Raw genomic sequence first — 17,284 nt, 5'->3', positions numbered from 1 at the left:
GCGTATCCAGCGAACGATTCGGCGCGGACGTCTGTTTTGAGAATCGGCGTGTGGCCGCAAAAAATGACTCGCGCGTCGACGGCCTGTCCGGCTCGCTTCCGCTCGGCAAGCGCTTTTTCGACTATTAACCCGGCCTATAAATAATAGGCCGGGTTAATCCGGGACAGGGATGCCCCGGCGCGGCGACAAGCCGCGTGAGCCCAGGCCGGGCGTGTACCGGCCCGGGCGGCGGCCCGAAATACCAGGAGGGTATTTACGGGCCTGATTAATAAGGGAAGCGCCGGTTCGTGTGCGTCGTCGAAAATGAAGAGCGTTTCGACCTCTCCCGGATAACGGTGATCGAGTACGGTTCGGATATTTTCTTCGATACCGGTATCGAGTCCTCTGCCCCAACGCGCGGCGGGATGCGAAAGACCTGCGCGATCGGCTCCGCGAGCGGCGTTTCACCTCTCGCGGAGCCGGTTACTCATTCACACTCGTAGATGTTGCCGGTCACATGACCATTGAATGCACCGCGAGGGGTGGCGCTTTCCCATACGATATGAGTGGCTCCGAGATTGTCCGCTTTCCGTAGCGCCCGGCCTTTTGCGACTCGCTCCCAGTGCACGCCGCCATGTTTTCCGTAGCCCGAGTGCCCGCTCACCATGCCGAGCGATTCGCAATACTCGACTGCATCGGATGTGGCCTCGACAGGCGGCTCGTCAGCCAGTGTCGTTGCCGAGAAAATTAGAGCGCTCAAGGCCAAGATGGCGGATCCCGTGGTTTTAGAATTCGGCGGGAAAAGCTTGAACATGATTGTCTCCAGAAATCTCCAAGGACGCGGATTCATCTCGTTGATACTTACGCCTGGCTTACACCACCCAATGCGGGGTACCGAGGCGATGACGATCGTATTGACGCGATACTAAATCAAAAGTTCCGTGAGCGGGCGGATCGGGTCGATAGCGAAATCGTGGGGGAACAATCATCCGTACTGTCTAAGGATGGAAAGCGTCTTTCCAACGACCTTTTTGCCGGATCGGCGGTCATAACGATTTAAGAGAATTTGGACGGCGACAGGTCTATCCGGCAAGGCATCGTACGACCGAGCGGATTCGCCGGCAGCGAGGCTTGAAAGATACGGACCGTGTAAATCGCTCGCGGCGCCGAGGGTACTATGGACATTGAGAGCGGAATCCGGGAGGAACTTGGAGCGGTACCGGCCTTCACCAGGCGGGTTGCCGATCAGCCCGATAACCGATTTCCTTGGGAAAGCTTATGCTGCGCGTCTTGAAATGGATCGCTATCGGAATCGGTGCCCTGATCGGGATTCTGATTCTTACCATCGTTCTCGTCATAGCCTTCTTCGACCTGAACAGGCTTCGCGAGCCGCTATCCACGGCGGTCAGCAAGTCCCTGGGCCGCGAATTCGCGATCAATGGCGATCTGAGCGCCGACTGGTCGTGGACGCCGCGCTTCACGATCAACGACGTGGAACTGGCCAATGCGCCCTGGGGAAGCGAACCGGAGATGTTCACCCTCGACCGGCTGGCGTTCGCCGTCCGAATTCCGGAACTCTTCAAAGGGCGCATCGTGCTTCCGGAAGTCCGCGTCTCGAAACCCCACATATTGCTCGAACGGAATCCCGAGGGAATGGCCAATTGGGAGTTCGGCGACAAAAAAGAGAAGCGGGAACCGGCCGGAGCCCCCGTTAGCGAAAGATGGGTTCCGAAAATCGATAGCCTCGCCATCGACGACGGCCGCTTGTTGTTCCGCGATCCGACCACGGATACCCGCTTGGACATGAACGTTTCGACGGTGGTCGGCGAGTCGGACGAGCAGGCGGTCGAACTGAGCGGCCAGGGCCGATTGCAGCAGGAACAATTCACGCTGAAGGTCAGAGGCGGTTCGGTGCTGGATCTTTGGCAAGAAGATCAGCCTTTCCCGGTTAACGTCGAAGTCGAGTACGGCAAGACCGAGGCCAAGGTATCGGGCACGATAGCCGAACCCTTGGAGCTTCAGGGCCCCGATTTGCAGTTCGAGGCGAAAGGGCCGGATCTCGCGGCGCTCGCCTCCATAGCGCCCATGTGGATACCCGAAACGCCGCCGTATCGGTTCAGCGGAAAGATTAACCGTGAGGGCGAACGCTGGCTGTTGAAGGGGTTCGAGGGCAGTCTCGGCAACAGCGATCTCACCGGCGACCTGATGTTCACGATGCGGGACGAGCGGCCCTACCTGCAAGGCGACGTGGTTTCCCGCAAACTCGACTTCAAGGATTTCGTGGGCGTCTTCGGTGCCGATCCGACGCCGTCCCCGGAGGAACCGGAGCGCCCGAGACTGCTTCCCGACAAGCCGTATCCCGTGGAGGGCTTGCGCGCCGCCGACGGGGACGTGCGCTTCCAAAGCAGCAATATCGTGACCCCCTGGATGCCGGTGGACGATGTGTCCGTGCATGTCAAAATGGATCAAGGCATGCTGACGATCCAACCGGTAAAGCTTACCGTGGGTTTCGGGGCGATCGAATCCAATGTGACTCTGAACGCACGCGGCGACAAATTACAGACCGAAGTCAAAGGAAAAATCGACAAGGTGCCGTTCAAGCGGCTGGTGGCCGGAACCCCGTTCGAAGAAGAAACCGCCGGCACCTTTTTCGGCCGCGTGAATCTGACCACCGCCGGCAACTCGGTGGCGGAGATGGCCGCTCACGCGGACGGCGGCATAACCATCCTGATGGAACAGGGCCGCATCAGCAACCTGATGATGGAACTGTTCGGTATCGACTTCGCGGAGAGTCTCCAGAAACTCATCGGCACGGATCCGAGCATTCCGGTCCGCTGCACCATCGCCGACTTCATCGTCAGCGACGGCGTGGTGAAGACTCAGTTGTTCCTGATGGATACCACCGATACCAATGTGCTGATGGAAGGCCAGGTGAATCTGGCCACCGAGGCCCTGGATCTCCGCCTGACCGCCCATCCCAAGGACTTCAGCCCGTTCAGCGCGCGAAATCCGATCAAGATCGAAGGAAACCTGAAAAAGCCGCGCCCCTATCCCGAGCCTGCGCCCCTGATCGCCCGCGGCGCAGCTTCCGTAGCGCTGGGAGCGCTCCTGACTCCGGCGGCAGCATTGATTCCCTGGATCGAACTCGGCTTGGCCGAGGACAGCGCGTGCCACGCACTGGTCGATGCCGCCACATCCAAAGAGAAAATTCCGGAAAAAGAGCGGGAACGACAAGAACGGCACTAAACCGGGTCCATGTCTTTGAAAAGAGACGGGGCGCCACATTCCGGAATTTATCGGGCCGGACGTCTCGAGTTGTGCGCTGAGTCTCAACCTGCTTGCAATTGACGGGGATACTTTGGCGGCGTAGATTCGCGGCGGATATGGCGTTTTCGCTTACCGACGACGGCTTACGCGGCAACGCGCCATCTACTGGACGTTAGGTCGTGTCGGTCCGATGAGAAAACCGACAGGGATCCGGTGCTCGGCCGGCGTTTTGAATCCCCCTCGATCCCTCTTTCACAATGGGGGGAGGCAAGCGTCATTCCCCCCTTTGCAAAAGGGGCCAGGGAGGGCAATGCCGTTAAGTTAAGGCGAATGACGTCACCCCGGCAGGGAAGGGTGGCTTCGGTGCTCCAATCGCAAACGGTCATCCCAGGAGCGCTGGGATGACCCTTCCAATCGCAAACGGTCGCTTTAGTCGCGACCCTTCCAATCGCAAACGGCCTGGCCGGGAGCGCCGGCCACGCCCTTCCCGAAGACACCGTTTGCGATTGGAATGCCGGGGTCCAGAAGCCATGGATGGCAGAGGCGTGTCATTTCCCTGTGCCCTGGATTCATGCCGCACAGTCCCTGTGCGGCACCCTACGGACGCTTCGCGTGCAAATCGGCCATCCTGCCGATTTGTCCGGCACAAATTTGCCAGGAGCAAATTTGGACGTGCGGAGCACGGTCCGTAGGACGAACCCCAGGGATGGGGTGAGCAATCCCTGCCGGAATGACGAGTTAACTTAACAGCATTGGGCCAGGGGGGATTGCGTTCATCTCTCCCGTCGCGGTGTCCGTACTATCGGGATGAAAATGCGCTGGGCCCAAGATAGCTCAATTACCCGCCTCTCAAAGTCGCGACTCATGGGCAGGGACAACCGAGAGATCACGGCCTGCCGTGCTCGATAAACAGGTGTGTCATTATGAGTTTAAGAATCTTTCGGCCATCTCGCTTGCTGGCACCTTATGTTACGGCGATTTGGGACTATGACGATTTAATGGGTGCTGACAACTCGGCGCTGACGATCTTGCCGGATACCGCAACCTATTTATGTTTTTTGTATGCCGATTTATTGACCACGGCGCACAAGGACCGAATTTATACAACCCGTAGCGGACTCGCCGGTTTTCAAAGTTTTCGCAGTGATCTTGGGTCTTTTGGAAAAGTATCCGGGGTTTCGGCGCGCCTTACCCCATGGGGGTTAAATGTTTTTTGTCGCGGCATAGTGAGAGATTGCGCCGAAAGGCGGGTGGACTGTAGAGATATTTTCCCCAAATATTCGATAGAAGAAATCGAGGATAACTTGTCTCTTAAGAGGAGCGCTAGCGAGCGCGTCCAATGTGTCGAGCATTTCTTGCTTTCGATTTTGAATCGGGACAATGAGGATTTGCTGATTCAAACAGCGTGCAAGGAGTTGGATAAGTCAAACGGAAATCATCCCATTTCGAAGCTCGCCCGAACTTTAGGCTTGACCGAACGCACGCTCGAACGGCGGTTCCAGTTTCATGTCGGCGCTACGCCCAAGAAATATGCTCGTATCGTCCGTTTGCGGAACGCGCTTTTCCAGCGCCGAATGCTTTCAAATTGGGCGGATGCGGCATATGCAGCAGGTTACTACGATCAGAGCCACATGATTCGCGATTTCCATGAGCTTTACGGGATGTCGCCGGAATCCATCCATCCTCGATTGGAAGCTTCCAAAACCATACAGTTTTCCGGATTATTGAATCTACATGGAGCCGGACGCTAGAGCATTTTCATATCTGCTGTACGGGCACTCACGAGTAGGTCGGGAATCCTTCCCAATCGCAAACGGCGTCTTCGGGAGCGCCGAAGCCCCCCTTCCCGACGCCACGTCCCGGCGAGCGTCTTCGTCGGCAAAGGATTGCCGACCTACGAATACTTGAATCCATTCACCCGAGCCGAAGGCGCCAACGACGTCCGCCAAGCCGGTTTTGCCGTACGAGCGCGATGAAAACGCTCTAAGGGTGATTGTTTTATCGCTCGAAGAACCCTCTTGGCCATTTCTCGCGCCTCTATATTTCTCTCCGTTTCACGCTCGGCCACGCTGTTTAGGACTGTGCCGCTTCCGCTTGTCGGTTTTTTCCAATACGAACGATAGATCGTGTTGCTACAGTACGCCGCACGGGCCGCCAAAAGGTTCGTTGTAGATTGAAGTCGTTGTAGATCGATAGAACGGTGCGGCATTGTCACAAAGGTGTTCATTCGATCGCGAAAACTGGTTAAGGAGATGTCGATGTTTACTAAACAACCGATTACGAAAAAGCTAAATGTCCCCGCCGATATGGTTTGGGGAGCGATCCGAAAAATAGGAAGACTCGACGTTTGGTTTCCGTTCATCGAAACGTGCAGAGTAGAGGGTGATGGAAAGGGCGCATTGCGATATATGACCGTAGCAGGCGGCGGCGAGATAAAAGACACTATTGAAGAAATCGACGACATAAACATGCGATTGATATATCTTCGGCCGATATCTCCATTTCCCGTAACCTATTACAAAGGGACGGTCGAAGTCTTTAAGTCTTATGATGGCTTGGGCGTTGTAGTGTGGACTATCGATTTCGAATCGCAGCCCGAAGATGCCGCATCGGTGGCCGAGCTAGTGCGCGGTGCTATCAGCGCAGGTATTGACGGCATGGAGAAAGACCTCCAGTCCGCATAGAGCATCATCGAATGCAGCGGAGATTTCCCCAAGCACGACGACCGGTGAGCCACTCTTCGAACCAGCCTAATTGGAAATTTGCCCGATGAAGACAGAAACATCTTTGACATTACCCGCGCTCGACCCTTCCCGTGTTCCCGCCAGAACCGCCTCGACCTATCCGACGGAACGACTCCGTTCATTGACCGCCGGACGAAGCAAAAGGGCTCTCGGCGATGCGCTGGGCCTGCAGACCTTCGGCGTCAACCTGGTCACACTGGAGCCGGGCGCCGTGTCGGCGCTGCGGCATTGGCATACCCGGCAGGACGAGTTCATCTACGTTCTGGAGGGGGAATTGACCCTGGTAACCGAGCAAGGGGAGCAAATCCTAGTCCCCGGACTATGTGCCGGATTTCCGGGCGGCCAGCCGGACGGGCATCAGCTGATCAACCGCGGACAATCCGTCGCGGTCTATCTGGAAATCGGCGACCGGCTTCCGGGGGACCTTGCCAACTATCCCGACGAAGATTTGGAGGCGCGTGCGGTTCGCGGCTCTTATCGGTTCTTCCGCAAAGACGGTACGCCTTACGAGTGAGGTTCCAGGCGAGCCATGAATGGACATTCGAGCTGCCACTCCGGATGATGCGCGACGCATCAGCGCGCTCCTTCGCGATCTCGCCGGCAAGTACATCGCGCACGAATTTTCCGAGGAAGGAGCCGGCCGCTTGCTCGAGTCGATGAGCGAGGTCGCGATCAGGAGCTACCTGGAGTCGGGTTACCGCTATCACCTTGCCGAGGAAAATGGCGAATTGGCCGGTGTGATCGCAATCAGGGACAATCGCCATCTCTATCATTTGTTCGTATCCGAACGTTTCCAGAGCAAGGGCGTGGCCAGAAGGCTCTGGGAAGTCGCCAAAGCCGCGAGTCTCAGTGCCGGAAATCCAGGTGTGTTTACCGTGAATTCGTCTCGTTATGCCGTCGCCGTATACGAAAAATTCGGATTCGTCAGGCAATCCGAAGCGGTCGACGTTTCGGGCGTGATTTGTATACCCATGAAACTGGAGTCGGTAATTCGTGAATAAATTTTGGAGTCCCGCCATTCGGGATTTGACGCGTTATACGCCCGGCGAGCAGCCCAGGTTGAACGATCTCATCAAGCTCAACACCAACGAAAATCCGTATCCTCCTTCGCCCAAGGTGTTAGAAACCTTGCGTGGCGAGATGGGCGAAACGCTCCGGCTTTATCCCGATCCCGATGCCGATCGCCTGAAAGAGGCCATTGGCCGATTTTATGGCGTCGAGAAACATCAAATCTTCGTCGGCAACGGATCGGACGAGGTGCTGGCCCATGCCTTTCAAGCGCTGCTGAAGCACGACTTGCCCATTCTGTTTCCCGATATCACCTACAGTTTTTATCCGGTCTACTGCGGTCTTTACGGCATCGAGCACACCTGCATTCCGCTGACCGAGCGCTTCGACATCCGGATCGACGATTACCGGCGCCCGAACGGCGGGATCATCTTCCCGAACCCGAACGCGCCTACCGGCTGCCTGCTGCCGCTCGCCCATATCAAAGCGCTGCTCGAAAACAACACGGAATCGGTCGTGGTGATAGACGAGGCCTACATCGATTTCGGCGGCGAATCCGCCGTGGCGGCGGTCGAACGCTTCCCCAATCTGCTGGTGATACAAACGTTGTCCAAGTCGCGGTCCCTGGCCGGCCTGCGGGTAGGTTTCGCCATCGGAGACGCCGGTTTGATCGAGGCTTTGGAGCGCGTGAAGGGCAGCTTCAATTCCTATCCGCTGGATCGCTTGGCCATCGCCGGCGCGGTGGCGGCGTTCGAGGACCGGGACTATTTCGAGAGCACGCGGCTAGCCATCATCCGGAGCCGGAATCAGCTCGTTCGGGAGCTATCCGGATTGGGATTCGAGGTATTGCCGTCCGGCGGGAACTTCGTATTCGCCCGGCATCCCCGTAGGGACGCAGCGGAGCTGGCTGCGCTGCTTCGGCAGCGGCATATTATCGTGCGGCACTTCAGGCAGCCGCGGATAGAGCAATTCCTGCGCATCACCGTCGGCACCGACGCTCAGTGCCGAGCGTTGGCGGAGGCGCTAGCGTCTATCTTGGAATCGCCGCGCTGAGTCGTTTCATACCGGCCACCGGCATAAAACGCGGGGATCTCTGGCGGAAGCAACGGCACACAACGGACCCGAACGCCTGCAACCGCGGCATCAAACCACATCGCTACGTTGGACCCATGGTCGATTTTGGGGTGATTACCGAATTCACCAGATTGTAGCTACGCTACCACGGGTTCGATGTCGCTCTCGGGTACCCGCAAAATGCCGCCGGAAGGAAATTCGATAAAACAGTCGTCGCTGTTGAAGCGCGAATAGCGTTTGACGATGGCGGGTTGACCGGGGAGGTAGGAGTCCTTGAAAAAGCGCGGTCGTTTGGGTTTATACAGTACTGCCGTACCGAGGGGAATTTTGGTGCTTGATTGTGACAATCGAGGATTCATAGCCGTGGAAGATTTATCCATTATACGCTCAAACCGCATCGGAATGTCGACGACATCGAGCGGAACTGATCTCGACGAGTGGTCGGTGTAAATCGATACCGAAACAGGTTCGGGTCGTGACTGAGGAAATCAAAGATAAGGTGCGACAAATTTACAGAGGACTCTATTCAAGCCTCCTTTGCGCGCCTTGTAAGCACGTAAAATTACCTACGAGCCGTCTTCGGGCAGACCCAACCGGCTACGACAGCGGTTGAAGTCCCCGCAGGTTCCGGAAGCTGCTGGAACGTACGGTATCTAGGAAGTCCAGCATAAAGGCCGATGTCGCCATCGGCGCGGTAGTCGCCGCGTACAAGGCGCTCCACAGACCTTTTTTGCCGATCGGTTTTCCCAAGACGTAATCCCGCTCCAGATAGCTCTGAACCGTCCAGTTGGGCAAGGCCGCAATGCCGCGACGGCTGGCCACCAGTTGTAGGATAGCCACCGTCAGTTCGGCGGTGCGCCGTTTCGGTTCTATACCGACCGGCTTCAGGACCTTGCGCACGATGTCCAGCATGTCGTCCGGCACCGGATAGCTGATCAGCGTTTCCGCGGCGAAATCTTCGGGTTTCAGGAAGCGTTTGGGCGCGAACGGATGCTGCCGCGACACCAAGCCGACGATTTCGAAACTGAACAGTGGATGAAAAGCAAGCCCCGAGCGGTGCTGCGGCTCGGAAACCACCACCAGTTCCGCGCGATTTTCCAGCAGTAGGGCCAACGGGTCGGTGTGGAAGCCCGAGACCAGATCCAGCTCGATTTCCGGCCAGTGCTCCCGGAATTGGTCCATGGCCGGCATGAGCCAATCGAAGCAGGTGTGACACTCCACGGCAATGCGGAGCTGCCCGGCTTCGCCCTGGGCGATGCGCGCGACGTCCCGCTCCGCATCTCCGACCAGTTTCATGACTGTTTCCGCCAACGTATGCAGGCGCTGGCCCGCCGGCGAGAGCCGCAGCGGCTGGCTCTTGCGCTCGAACAGGCTGACGCCGTAGTGCTCCTCCAGCTGCTTGATCTGATGCGAGATCGCCGATTGGGAGAGATATATCCGGGTCGCGGCTCGGGACAGGGTGCCGGTTTCCACCAGGGCCAGCAGGGTTTGCAAATGGCGCAGCTCCAAAATCGACTGAATCATGAACAAAATCGATGAAGTTTATGAAAAAGTTGAGTTTGAATAATAATCATCGCGAGCCGATCATGCCAGCTCCGAATCGACCTACAAGAGGAGCAGACTCATGGCGGTGACGCATTCTTTGGGATTTCCCCGCATCGGGACTAAGCGCGAGTTGAAGCAGGCTCTGGAAGCCTACTGGTCCGGCAAGATCGGTCTCTCGGATTTGAAGCAAACCGGCCGACAGTTGCGCGAACGGCATTGGAAACTCCAAGCCCGAGCCGGGATCGACCTGGTGCCGGTGGGCGATTTCGCCTATTACGATCAAATGCTGAACATGGCGGTATTGCTGGGAGCCGCTCCGGAACGCTTCGGTTTCGGCGACGAGCCTCCGGATCTCGACCGCTATTTCGAACTGGCCCGAGGCAGCAAGGATCAGCCGGCCATGGAAATGACCAAGTGGTTCGACACCAACTACCACTATATCGTCCCGGAATTCCATCGCGACACGAGGTTCCGCCTGGGCGCGGAGTGGTTGTTCGAAGAGGTGGAGGAGGCCAAGGCTCTGAAACTCAATCCCAAGCCTGTGCTGATCGGTCCCTTGACCTATTTGTTTCTGGGCAAGGCGAAGGAAGAAGGGTTCGACCGGCTGGAATTACTGCCCCATCTGGTGCGGGTCTATGCGGAAATCCTCCGGAGACTTAAAGATCAAGGCGTCGCCTGGGTGCAGATGGACGAGCCGGCCCTCGTGCTCGACCTGCCGCTGGATTGGCTCGCCGGCTATCGGGAGGCTTACCGCGCTCTGGCAGCGGCGGGGCCGAAAATTCTCCTCGCGACCTATTTCGATTCGGCGGCGGATCAGGCGAGCTTGCTGAAGGCGCTGCCGGTGGCTGGATTGCATATCGATGCCGTCAGAGCGCCGGATCAGGTGCCGGTTTTCGTCGACGGGTATCCTTCGGACAAAATTCTGTCGCTGGGGCTCATCGACGGCCGCAACATCTGGCGTACCGACCTCAGACGCACGCTGGCGCTGGCCGAAACCGCCCGTGCCGAGCTGGGCAAGCGGCTGTGGCTGGCGCCGAGCTGTTCACTGCTCCACGTACCGGTAGACGTGGAGCCGGAGTCCGAACTGGATCCAGAGATCAAAGACTGGTTGGCCTTTGCCGTGCAGAAGCTCGATGAGCTGGCGATCATGGACAAAGGCTTGCGGCTGGGCGTGGATGCCATCCGGACCGAACTGGAAGCCCAGGATCGGGTGTTGCAGAACCGGGCGACGTCACCGCGGATTCACAATCCGGCGGTCGGGGCCCGTCTCGACCAGTTGACCGAAGCGGATTTTCGGCGTTACTCGCCCTTTCCCGAACGGATCCCATTGCAGCAGAAAAGGCTGCGGCTGCCTGTCTTTCCGACCACCACGATCGGTTCCTTCCCGCAGACGCCGGACATCCGCAAGGCCCGCGCCGATTACCGCAACGGGGAGCTGAACGACGCCCTGTACCGGGAAACCATGCGCAAAGCCATACGCGAAGCCGTGCACAAACAGGAAGCGCTCGGGTTGGATCTCCTGGTGCATGGAGAAGTCGAGCGCAACGATATGGTGGAGTATTTCGGCGAGCAACTGGAGGGTTTCGTCTTCACCCGGCAGGGTTGGGTGCAGAGTTACGGCTCCCGTTGCGTCAAGCCGCCGATCATCGTGGGCGACGTGTCAAGGCCAAAGCCCATGACCGTGGAATGGATCGCCTATGCCCAGAAGCAGACCCGAAAGCCGGTTAAAGGCATGCTGACCGGTCCCGTGACTATCCTGCAATGGTCCTTCGTACGCGATGATCAGCCCCGAGCTACCACTGCTCTGCAAATCGCCCTGGCCATTCGCGACGAAGTCGACGACCTGGAGCAAGCGGGCGTCGCGGCCATCCAGATCGACGAACCTGCTATTCGGGAAGGTTTGCCGCTTAAGCGGCGGGACCGGAACGGCTATCTGGATTGGGCGGTAAAAGCGTTTCGCCTGGCTTCATCCGGCGTGGCGGACGATACCCAGATCCACACCCATATGTGCTACTCGGAATTCAGCGACATTTTGCCGGCCATCGCCGATCTGGACGCGGACGTGATCACCATCGAAACCTCCCGCTCCGACATGGATTTGCTGACCGCTTTCCGCGATTTCCGTTATCCCAACGACATCGGCCCCGGTATCTACGACATTCACTCTCCCCGCATACCGGACAAAGAGGAGATGCTGCGCCTTCTGGAAAAAGCGTGCGAGGCCATTTCTCCGGAACGGCTCTGGGTCAATCCCGACTGCGGACTCAAGACGCGCGGATGGCCGGAGGCGGAGCAAACCCTGGCTCATATGGTCGAGGCGGCAAGAACGTTGCGTCGAAGATGGGCGCCAGCGGTTGAAGATCGACTTCATTCGTGAGGCGATCCGATTACCGATCAAACGCGCCGTCGGTTCCGAACCATCCGGATCACTTTGACGAGCGCTATGGCCCGTGCCACCGGGCTGCCTACAGTCAGCCGGGAAACCGCCTTGAGCAACTGTCCGGCGACGAAGATGCGGGTTGCCGTCCGTGCCCAGCGGGGAAATCGCGACGAGGAAGAAATTTGGATCATGGCTGCGCGTGCACGTTCGCGGGAAAGCCACTGAGTGATGACGGGCTGAACCTCCGTGTTCCCGCCGACTTCGGCGAGCCCGAGTGGCCTCCCACCCGTTGACCCCCGTCATCACTCAGTGCTGATACTCGCCATCCGTGGAGACGTCCAGAAGACCGCTATTCCCTTGGCTCTCTGGGACGAAACATCCCGTTTCGCACTCGGCGCATCAATCCGCGCGTCCCGCGGGTTATGGCGGATGTCCGAGCCGAGTAGCAGGTATTAGATCGCTCGGAATAGGTTAAGACAATACGTGGGGTTACCTAGCCCGCATTTCTCATACCCTCCAATCGCAAACGGTCGCTTTAGCCGCGACCCTTCCAATCGCAAACGGTTATCCGGGGAAGGGGCTGGCCGGGAGCGCCGGAGCCGCCCTTCCTACTGCGGACGCCGATCCGCTCGCCGTGACGCGCCGTCCGGCTCCGCGCCAAGTTCGGGGTGGCCTTCCTTGGCCACCCGCTCGGAGAAGCCCTTCACGCCGGCTCGACGTCGTATCGTAGGTCGGCAATCCTTTCCCGACACACGCTCGTCGGCAAAGGATTGCCGACCTACAACGACACCGTCACTCAGTCCGTGCGGCGCGCCACAGCGGCGTCTCGACGCCCTCGCTACGAAGGGGTATGAGAAATGCGGGCTAACCGAGTTTTCCTAGGCCGTGATCGAAGCGGCGGTTTGCAGATGATGCGATTCGGATACTCGCCGTATCTTGCGAAAATCGCTAGCTTAGGTGGACATTTCGGCGGTCCAGGACTCGTATTCAGCAAGTTGTTGCTCGACCAGAAGCAGGCAAACGCTCAACATCAGCGCATCGTCCGTGTAGCCCAGAATCGGGATGACGTCCGGGATGAGATCGACCGGACTCAAGACGTAGAGGAGGGCGGCGACAATCGCCGAGAGCGCATACCAGGGGATTTGGCGATAGGTGCCGTTCCGATAGTCCCGCACCAGTGCGATCATCAGTTTGACGTCCCGCAGGAAACGGCCGAGCGGACCTTTGGATTCGAACGTCCGCTTTATGTCGTCGGCCTTTTCGATCACTCGCTTGATATCGCTCTCGGTGAGCTTTTTGGCGTCGGCGTTCAGCCGTTCTTTAATCTTTTGTCTCAACATTGGTTTTTCCTCTCAAGGAAATTCGAGGACCTTTGATCGCGGTTTCACACGATCAGCGGCAGGTCTAATTTACGCTCTCCGTGTGTGCTCCGCAGCAATCTTTGGCGTATTTTCCGGTTTGTTCGATCACGGGATGACGGGAACGCCTGTGAGCGTTCGAAAGGTGCGGGATGAGCCGGGAGCGAAGTGGCAAGTGTGGCTATCTTGTCGGATGCTGCCGGCTGGCTGTGCCGTAACTCAGTGCCTGAAGAGCATGGTGACGAATATCCGCTCGCTACATCTGGCGAGCGCCGGAGGCGGATGACGGCCCCGGCGCCCGTGCCGATTCGATTACTCTTGCAAGTAGAATCTCAGTACTCCCAATGAGTCAATAACAAATAAATGGCGACGGTCATCACAACCACAACGAAAGCCAAAATTGCCAATATACCCGTTCCGCATGCCAGAAGGGTGAAGGAGAATTTCCATGCGGCAAAGACGTTTCCCATGCATTCGAGCGCCGATAGCATGGCCATGAGTATCGCGAAGATGACAATCCACTTCGCCGTGTAGCCTGGCAGGTAGACCCGCTTGGATCGGTTGCGGCGGTATGCCGCAGCGCGCTCCAGGAAGGAGCCCACATTTACGTTTTCAAAGATCCAGAGCGGCCACAGATACAAATAAAGGAGACAGGAGAGAGACCTGTCGTTCCGGATATTCGATACGTCGATATTCATTCTGCGCACCTCCATGATCGTTCAGACTCTCTGCCGCTAAATATATTTCATCTGGTGGTCCGCGGTAGAGCGGAATGGCGAAGCGGTTCCGCTGCGAATGACATTTCGGACGGCCTAGTGCGCGAAACCGAATCCCCCGGCACCAGCCGACGATCGGGAACGTGCCATCGGATCGCGATCTTTGCCGAGGATGCTCGTCTAATAAGGATTGGTGTGGATGTCAGGCACGGATGGGAATCATGCCGCTTCGGTTCGAAATCTCATTCAGGAATCCGCTGCACTTGGCCTTAGTCCTGTGCGTCCTAGCGGTCAGCGGTGGTGTTGTCGGTTCGACGTCCGAGCCGTCGATCCAGTGGGGCGAGTGTCCCGATTACCCGGAATTTAAGGATGTAGCTGCGGAATGCGCCTTCATTCCGGTACCGCTCAGATACTCGAATCCCGGTAGAACGATTCCGATATTCGTTGCGCGAGTGCGGGGCAGCGCGCCGGAAACCGAAAAGCGCGGACAGTTATGGTTTGTCACCGGCGGGCCGGGCGCATCGGCCATCGGGTTCGCGCAACAGTCTCAATCCTTTGCGGAACTGCGCCCGGAATGGGACTACTACATCTTCGAGCAGCGCGGCATCGGCAATTCGGCGCCGCTCTACTGTGCCGCCGCGGCTGACGAGGCGATCGTTGCGCCCGAGGATGCGCTGGACTGCCTGGCCGAGTTGCGCCGAGCTTGGCCGGAGGGTATCGAGGATTTTACCGTCACCAACACCGCACGTGATCTCGCTCACATCATCGACCGGCTACGTCCGCCCGGTCGGGAAGTGGTAGTGTACGGCGTCTCCTACGGCACGTATTTGGTGCAGCGGTACTTGGCCCTGCGCGGTGAGCAGCCCGATGCGGTAATTCTCGATTCGATCGTCGCAGCCGGGTACGAAGCGTACGACACGATTGAACGCGGTACCAATGCGGCGGCACGAATGGTGATGGACCGCTGCGCGAAGGACGCCGACTGCCGTCGGCGCCTGGCCGGCATCGCCGCCGATCCGTGGACCGCTCTCGGCGTGACTTTCGCGCGCCTCGATCAGGGGCAACTGTGCTCGGAGTTGCAGGCGCGACTGGATTCGCCCCTCACCCGTTCCTATTTACGCAGTTTATTCGGTACGATGATCGAGAGGACCGACCTGCGAGGGTTGATGCCGGCCGTGGTGTTACGGCTGAATCGCTGTGTTCCGGACGACGTTATGGCACTGGAACATCTGATCCGATCACTCTCTTCGGAGTCGCTCTTTTCGGCGGCGGATTCGGAAGCGCCCGCGGCCGATCCGGGACCTGGCTTCGTACCTTACGAACAGGTGAAGTACTCGGCACCCCTTAGTTCGCACATCACGCTTTCGGAGCTGTGGGAAGGTACTTCTTTCGCGCAAATCATGAACGAAGCGGAGGGATTCTACGCCTGGTTGAACGTGGCGCCCTCGCTGGCTCTATTGGCCGATGCGCAGGTCTGGCCGGTGTACCGCGATCCATTGAGCGATCTGCACGCTAACACGCGAGCCCCCGTGTTGATGCTCAACAGCGATATCGACTCGAATACTCCCCTGGCCGAAGCCATACCGATTCGAGAGGACTTGAATGGCCCCAATCAGCGGTTCGTCACAGTGCCCGACGCCGGGCACGTGGTGATTTTGAATTCGCTTATGGCTGGCGCCAAAGGCGATAAACCGGCTGATCATTGCGGGACACGCGTGATGCTCTCCTTCCTCGATGATCCGTACGGTGAGCCGGACACGAGCTGCATCTCGGGCGTGGAACGGCTAAGTTTCGATGCCGCAAATTCGAGGAATCGCAAGAGCAGCCTCCAATACTTGGGCCGGAAGGACATGTGGTCCGCAAAATAAGCGTCGCGGAAGTTTTGCTTGACGGCATGCGTCGCCACGAACCTAGGATTCCGGGGTTCCGATCGGCCGAAAACCCCCTCTCATTGCTGGACGGTCACGAACGACAGCTTGCCTATCCCGGAACGCTGGGCGCTGGCCATGACCTTGGCCACGGCATCGAACACTGCCGCCCGATCGGCCTGGAGCTGGATGCCGATCTCGGGATCGCGCTCCTGTAGGGCTTTCAACTCGGCCTCCAAGGATTCCAGCGGCACCGGACGGTCGTCCAGCATCGGCTGTCCCTCCGCGTTCACGCTGAGGATGGCGATGTGTTGGTCCGGTGCCGGTTCGGTTTGCTCGGTCTTGGGCAATTTGACCCGAACCACCTGGGTCAGCAGCGGCGCCGTGACGATGAACACCACCAGAAGCACCAACATCACATCCACCAGAGGCGTGACGTTGATCTCGCTCATTTCGCCGCCGTCGTCGTCATTGGGCAATTGTATGGCCATGTTCGGTCACCGTTTGTTGGATCAGATGGTCTTGGATTGTCGCGTGCAGGAACTCGCTGGCAAAGTGGTCCAGTGCGATGACGATGCGCCGGTTCTGACGCAGGAAGAAGTTGTAGGCGATCACTGCCGGAATCGCCACGGCAATGCCCAAGGCGGTCGCGATCAACGCCTCGCCGATGGGGCCGGCCACCACTTCCAGACTGGCCGAACCCTTGGCGCCGATGTCCTTGAGGGCGTGCATGATGCCCCATACCGTGCCGAACAGGCCGACGAACGGCGCCGTGCTGCCGATGCTGGCTAGCCAGCCGAGACCGGCGTCCATCCGGGCCTTCTCCTTTTGAATCTGCAAACGCATGGCGCGTTCGATCAGGTCGTGCCAGGCTTCATGCTTATCGGCGCGGAAAGCCAATTGTACCTTGGCCCGCGCCAGGGTTTTCAGCCCGGTCTGCTGCACCCGGGCGAGCTGAGCCGCGCTGTGGCTTACCGATTCTTGATCGATACCGAGCTCCGAGCCGTTCCTGACAATTTTCAGAAAGCTATGGTTGCGCAGCTTGTTCAAACCGAGTTCCCCCGCTTTCAGCAGAATCACGCTCCAGGTCAGCAGAGAAAAACAGCCGAGCATGCACAGAGTGCCGTCGACAATGGCGGTTTCCGATAGGTTAAACATGATCTCCTCTCGCGTTTAAGATTGTGATTTCGTTTGTTTCGCGCGGTTGTGGGCCGCACGGTTTCTGCGCCCTCGTGCCTGTCGCAACTTCGCCGCACAGCATCACTCACCGATCAGTCCCGAACGATGGTTAAGGCGGGCGACGGCCGACCGTCAAAGACAAAGCTCTGCCCGACGCGCCTAGCCA

Annotated in this window: 16 protein-coding genes; 8 read left to right on the top strand and 8 right to left on the bottom strand. The window is 58.3% G+C overall.

Going from position 1 to position 17,284, the window contains the following annotated elements; translation table 11 throughout:
• Positions 1-466 precede the first annotated feature (466 nt).
• Positions 467-793, bottom strand: a complete 327-nt coding sequence (locus tag B2A78_RS06745) for a hypothetical protein (RefSeq protein WP_077729151.1) — start codon at positions 791-793, stop codon at positions 467-469.
• Between the two features lie 464 nt (positions 794-1,257).
• Between B2A78_RS06745 and B2A78_RS06740 the strand changes: the two genes are divergently transcribed.
• The 6 genes from B2A78_RS06740 (at position 1,258) to hisC (ending at position 8,051) form a co-directional block, all read left to right on the top strand.
• A complete protein-coding gene (locus B2A78_RS06740; RefSeq protein ID WP_077729150.1) occupies positions 1,258-3,225 on the top strand; it encodes an AsmA family protein in 1,968 nt (655 codons plus the stop codon).
• A gap of 944 nt (positions 3,226-4,169) precedes the next feature.
• Positions 4,170-4,997 (top strand): helix-turn-helix domain-containing protein, encoded by an 828-nt coding sequence (locus B2A78_RS06735; RefSeq protein ID WP_077729149.1) that lies wholly within the window; start codon positions 4,170-4,172, stop codon positions 4,995-4,997.
• Between the two features lie 507 nt (positions 4,998-5,504).
• Entirely contained in the window at positions 5,505-5,930 is a 426-nt protein-coding gene (locus B2A78_RS06730; protein ID WP_077729261.1) for an SRPBCC family protein, read from the top strand.
• Between the two features lie 85 nt (positions 5,931-6,015).
• On the top strand, positions 6,016-6,504 hold the full coding sequence (locus tag B2A78_RS06725) for a cupin domain-containing protein (RefSeq protein ID WP_077729148.1): 489 nt from the start codon (positions 6,016-6,018) through the stop codon (positions 6,502-6,504).
• A gap of 19 nt (positions 6,505-6,523) precedes the next feature.
• Complete coding sequence (locus B2A78_RS06720; protein ID WP_077729147.1) at positions 6,524-6,991, top strand: GNAT family N-acetyltransferase; 468 nt, start codon at positions 6,524-6,526, stop codon at positions 6,989-6,991.
• On the top strand, positions 6,984-8,051 hold the full coding sequence (hisC, locus tag B2A78_RS06715) for a histidinol-phosphate transaminase (RefSeq protein ID WP_077729146.1): 1,068 nt from the start codon (positions 6,984-6,986) through the stop codon (positions 8,049-8,051). Before B2A78_RS06720 ends, hisC begins: the two co-directional genes overlap by 8 nt.
• A gap of 158 nt (positions 8,052-8,209) precedes the next feature.
• Here the strand turns inward: hisC and B2A78_RS06710 are convergent, their stop codons facing one another.
• Together B2A78_RS06710 and B2A78_RS06705 are read right to left on the bottom strand one after the other, a co-directional pair.
• Positions 8,210-8,419 (bottom strand): hypothetical protein, encoded by a 210-nt coding sequence (locus B2A78_RS06710; protein ID WP_156879394.1) that lies wholly within the window; start codon positions 8,417-8,419, stop codon positions 8,210-8,212.
• 250 nt (positions 8,420-8,669) lie between these two features.
• The gene (locus B2A78_RS06705) at positions 8,670-9,596 is read right to left on the bottom strand and encodes a LysR family transcriptional regulator (RefSeq protein WP_077729144.1); all 927 of its coding nucleotides are present in this window, start codon (positions 9,594-9,596) and stop codon (positions 8,670-8,672) included.
• 100 nt (positions 9,597-9,696) lie between these two features.
• Here B2A78_RS06705 and metE point away from each other — a divergent pair, with 100 nt between their 5' ends.
• Complete coding sequence (gene metE / locus B2A78_RS06700) at positions 9,697-11,994, top strand: 5-methyltetrahydropteroyltriglutamate--homocysteine S-methyltransferase (protein ID WP_077729143.1); 2,298 nt, start codon at positions 9,697-9,699, stop codon at positions 11,992-11,994.
• Positions 11,995-12,011: 17 nt separating this feature from the next.
• On the opposite strand, the gene B2A78_RS25990 is transcribed toward metE, so the two are convergent.
• From B2A78_RS25990 to B2A78_RS06690, 3 genes are all read right to left on the bottom strand, one after another.
• Positions 12,012-12,188 carry a hypothetical protein gene (locus B2A78_RS25990; protein WP_156879397.1) on the bottom strand — a complete coding sequence of 59 codons (177 nt, stop codon included), beginning with the start codon at positions 12,186-12,188 and terminating at the stop codon, positions 12,012-12,014.
• Positions 12,189-12,950: 762 nt separating this feature from the next.
• The gene (locus tag B2A78_RS06695; RefSeq protein WP_077729142.1) at positions 12,951-13,337 is read right to left on the bottom strand and encodes a YkvA family protein; all 387 of its coding nucleotides are present in this window, start codon (positions 13,335-13,337) and stop codon (positions 12,951-12,953) included.
• A 350-nt stretch (positions 13,338-13,687) separates the two neighbouring features.
• Complete coding sequence (locus B2A78_RS06690; protein WP_077729141.1) at positions 13,688-14,053, bottom strand: hypothetical protein; 366 nt, start codon at positions 14,051-14,053, stop codon at positions 13,688-13,690.
• Between the two features lie 239 nt (positions 14,054-14,292).
• Here B2A78_RS06690 and B2A78_RS06685 point away from each other — a divergent pair, with 239 nt between their 5' ends.
• Positions 14,293-15,939, top strand: coding sequence for an alpha/beta hydrolase (locus B2A78_RS06685; protein ID WP_168175361.1), 1,647 nt, complete (start codon positions 14,293-14,295; stop codon positions 15,937-15,939).
• A gap of 80 nt (positions 15,940-16,019) precedes the next feature.
• On the opposite strand, the gene B2A78_RS06680 is transcribed toward B2A78_RS06685, so the two are convergent.
• On the bottom strand, positions 16,020-16,430 hold the full coding sequence (locus tag B2A78_RS06680) for a biopolymer transporter ExbD (protein ID WP_077729139.1): 411 nt from the start codon (positions 16,428-16,430) through the stop codon (positions 16,020-16,022).
• The gene (locus tag B2A78_RS06675) at positions 16,408-17,097 is read right to left on the bottom strand and encodes a MotA/TolQ/ExbB proton channel family protein (RefSeq protein WP_077729138.1); all 690 of its coding nucleotides are present in this window, start codon (positions 17,095-17,097) and stop codon (positions 16,408-16,410) included. Before B2A78_RS06675 ends, B2A78_RS06680 begins: the two co-directional genes overlap by 23 nt.
• Between the last annotated feature and the right edge of the window lie 187 nt (positions 17,098-17,284).

The sequence above is a fragment of the Methylocaldum sp. 14B genome, from assembly GCF_002005105.1.
Lineage (GTDB): Bacteria > Pseudomonadota > Gammaproteobacteria > Methylococcales > Methylococcaceae > Methylocaldum.
Note: the sequence above shows the minus strand (reverse complement) of the source record. Positions and strands in the feature narration are given on the sequence as shown.